Source organism: Olivibacter sp. XZL3 (assembly GCF_004368405.1).
In the GTDB taxonomy this organism is placed as follows: domain Bacteria; phylum Bacteroidota; class Bacteroidia; order Sphingobacteriales; family Sphingobacteriaceae; genus Olivibacter.
Genome location: NZ_SBJH01000038.1, coordinates 1 through 2,754, shown reverse-complemented (window position 1 = coordinate 2,754; position 2,754 = coordinate 1). Strand labels below are relative to the sequence as shown.

Here is a 2,754-nt window from a genome sequence, read left to right as displayed (position 1 = left end):
ACAAAAATTAATAAATTTATAACTCGAAAGTCTCCTTAAGGTTTCATCCTAATGTGTCTAATTTAGTTTGAAGACGTACAGCAAATATAACCCTACCGCTGGATTTCTCTTCCTGCCAACTGGATCCCAACAACATTTCCAACTTATGGTCGCCAAAGCTTCGGTTATACGTAAGTTGCGGCTCTACAATCCAACTATTAAAATCACTATTGGCGAATGTTGATTCCCCGCTTATCCTGGAATTGTTCGGTATAAAAGAGCTTAACGGATAAACGTTGGCCTCATCTGTTGCAATGGTGGTATAACCGGCATTCAACCTGATAGCTATGTGTTTTGTAATACTGTAGTTAGCGTTCAGATTGCTGACCAAATTCTGCGTTTTTGTCCGGTAACTTCTCAATGTAGCCGCCAAAGGGTTATTATATACGGCCGATCCGTTTTCTGACCATGATAAGGATCCATTATCTTCATATGGTAGTAAGTTTGGTGCAGTGTAAATACCCTCTGTTAAATCGGTGGGAAGTATGTTGTTCTTGTAATCTGAAAAGCTGCTCGTAAAAGAAATCCGGAACTTCTCATTTTCGGATCTGTGATCGAGATTTAATTGCGCGCTTGCTCGTTTGTCGGCCTCATCTCCGGGATAAACGTTTTCCTCCATTCGATAGGCACCTGAAATACGGAACTGTGTTTTATCACTGCCCCCTGAAAGGTTTAACTGTAGATCAGATAAATGAGCTGTATTTCCAATTAAATTTTTTTTCCAATTTGTATACCGCTGCTGATCGTAAAGTGTAAGGTCAGGAGCATTTACAGACGTAGGGGAGATTTTATCATTTACAAAGGCTTGAGCACGCATTTCAATGTATTCCTGTGTGTTCATTAACGGCATAGTGTGCCCGACCTGGCTAATACCTGTGTAAGCATTCAGGCCAACTTCTGTTTTTCCCTGCTTGCCTTTCTTTGTGGAGATGAGTATAACACCGTTTGCTCCTCTACTACCAAAAATTGCGGTTGCATCAGCGTCTTTAAGCACTTCGACACTCTCAATGTCTGATGGGTTAATGCTGTTGAACGGACTTTGTGAACCCACAGAACTGGCTTTTGAAATACCGGCACTTAACCACGGCACTCCATCGATCAGGTATAGGGGTTCGTTGCCGTTTGCAATCGAGCTTCTACCTCTTATAAGAACATTAAAATTTGCTCCCGTACGTCCACTCTGTTGTGTTATCTCTACTCCCGAAATTCGCCCCTGTAACGCAGCTATAGGATTGGCAACCGATTGCCTTGAAATTTCTGCTGCGGTTACACGCCCAACACTACCGGTGTTGAAGCGTTTGGTAGTTTGTCCATAAGCAATTACTACGGTTTCGTCTAAGGTATTTTGCTGTGGATCAAGTTTTATGGTATAGTACTGGCTGGTGGAAATATCATGCTGAATTTCTTTGGTTTGATAGCCCAAATAGGTGACCGTAAATGTTCCCTTGTTCTTTTTGGTTATGACAGTGAAATTTCCTTTCTGGTCGGTTTTGATAGAGGCGATTTCAGTACGAACGGTAGCACCTGCAAGCGGCTCGTTGTTAACGGCCGACAGCACTTTACCTTTTAGTATAATTTGCTGTATAACCAAGCCGTTGGCAGCAGAGGTGCCTAGTCTCCGCTGCCCGGCATTGGTCAAACAAACACAGAACAAGACCGTTAAAAGCGAAATTTTAAAGGGTATCAAAAGTTTCTTCACTTTTTATTTCCCCCTTTCGCAGCTAATTTGTTATTGCTTCGGCAATTAAATATCAATATCACTTCGACAGCGGGTTCCAAACGAAATGGAATACGCATAGCCTCCGCAGTAAACACATGATAGATCGTTTTTCTAAATTTATATATATAGTTCGTTTGGAAAAGGCATAGCATTCCCCTTATGAGCGTTAAATTCATTTTCTGTGATTTTGGTTTGGTTAAAAATTAGGTTGAACTTCTTTGGAGAAGGAGGAAGGGGCTAAACAGGAGATTTAATGAGGTTCTTGTATAGATCCTTTTTAGTGCTTTTTTCCGCAGCACATTGAACCGTTAGATTGAAATTCGAGTTATTGACACTGATTTCGTCATCAGTTAGTACTATCGGATGAAATTTAAAGGATTGATATGAAAAAAGCTTAGATAGACGGTAACCCTTTAGAACTTCTTCTAGAATGGTTTGGATTGATTTTGGTGTCTTTTGCTTTCTTTTCATAATCTCGCGTTAGGTATTTGCAAAGAAAAAGCAAATGCGGTGAAAATTAGAAAAAATCGCTTCTAGCACTTGATGTTTTAGTTCAGAAAGATGAATTTATACGGAGGTTTGTTTAGAAGTATTTGTTCTTTTGTGGAAGTTTTACTATGTTTACGATTATAAAAATTTATAACATGAAAATAGGGAAAAACATCATTGAGATCCGAAGAGCTCACAAGTATACTGAAGAGTTTATGGCCGACGAATTGAAAATTAGTGTTGATGAATACAAATCAATTGAAAATGATGATGTTGACATAACTTTAAGTATGCTGGATGCAATTTGTAGTGTTTTGTCTTTAACTCCTGCAGAATTGCTTCAACTTAACGAGCCGACTAACGGAATAAAAAATTATTTTTTTAACCATAGTGATAATTCGGGAACAAATATTAAGATTCAGGGAATTTGTACGTCTTCAAACTAAATTAGACACATTAGGATGAAACCTTAAGGAGACTTTCGAGTTATAAATTTATTAATTTTT

Annotated in this window: 2 protein-coding genes; one reads left to right on the top strand and one right to left on the bottom strand. The window is 38.8% G+C overall.

Translation table 11 applies throughout. The annotated features are described in order from the left end of the window. Nucleotides 1–43: 43 nt before the first annotated feature. Entirely contained in the window at nucleotides 44–1,738 is a 1,695-nt protein-coding gene (locus EPX21_RS08600; protein ID WP_134089260.1) for a SusC/RagA family TonB-linked outer membrane protein, read from the bottom strand. Between the two features lie 665 nt (nucleotides 1,739–2,403). Between EPX21_RS08600 and EPX21_RS08595 the strand changes: the two genes are divergently transcribed. Then, nucleotides 2,404–2,694: a helix-turn-helix domain-containing protein gene (locus EPX21_RS08595; RefSeq protein WP_166670716.1), complete on the top strand. Its 291-nt coding sequence runs from the start codon at nucleotides 2,404–2,406 to the stop codon at nucleotides 2,692–2,694. The last annotated feature ends 60 nt before the right edge of the window (nucleotides 2,695–2,754 follow it).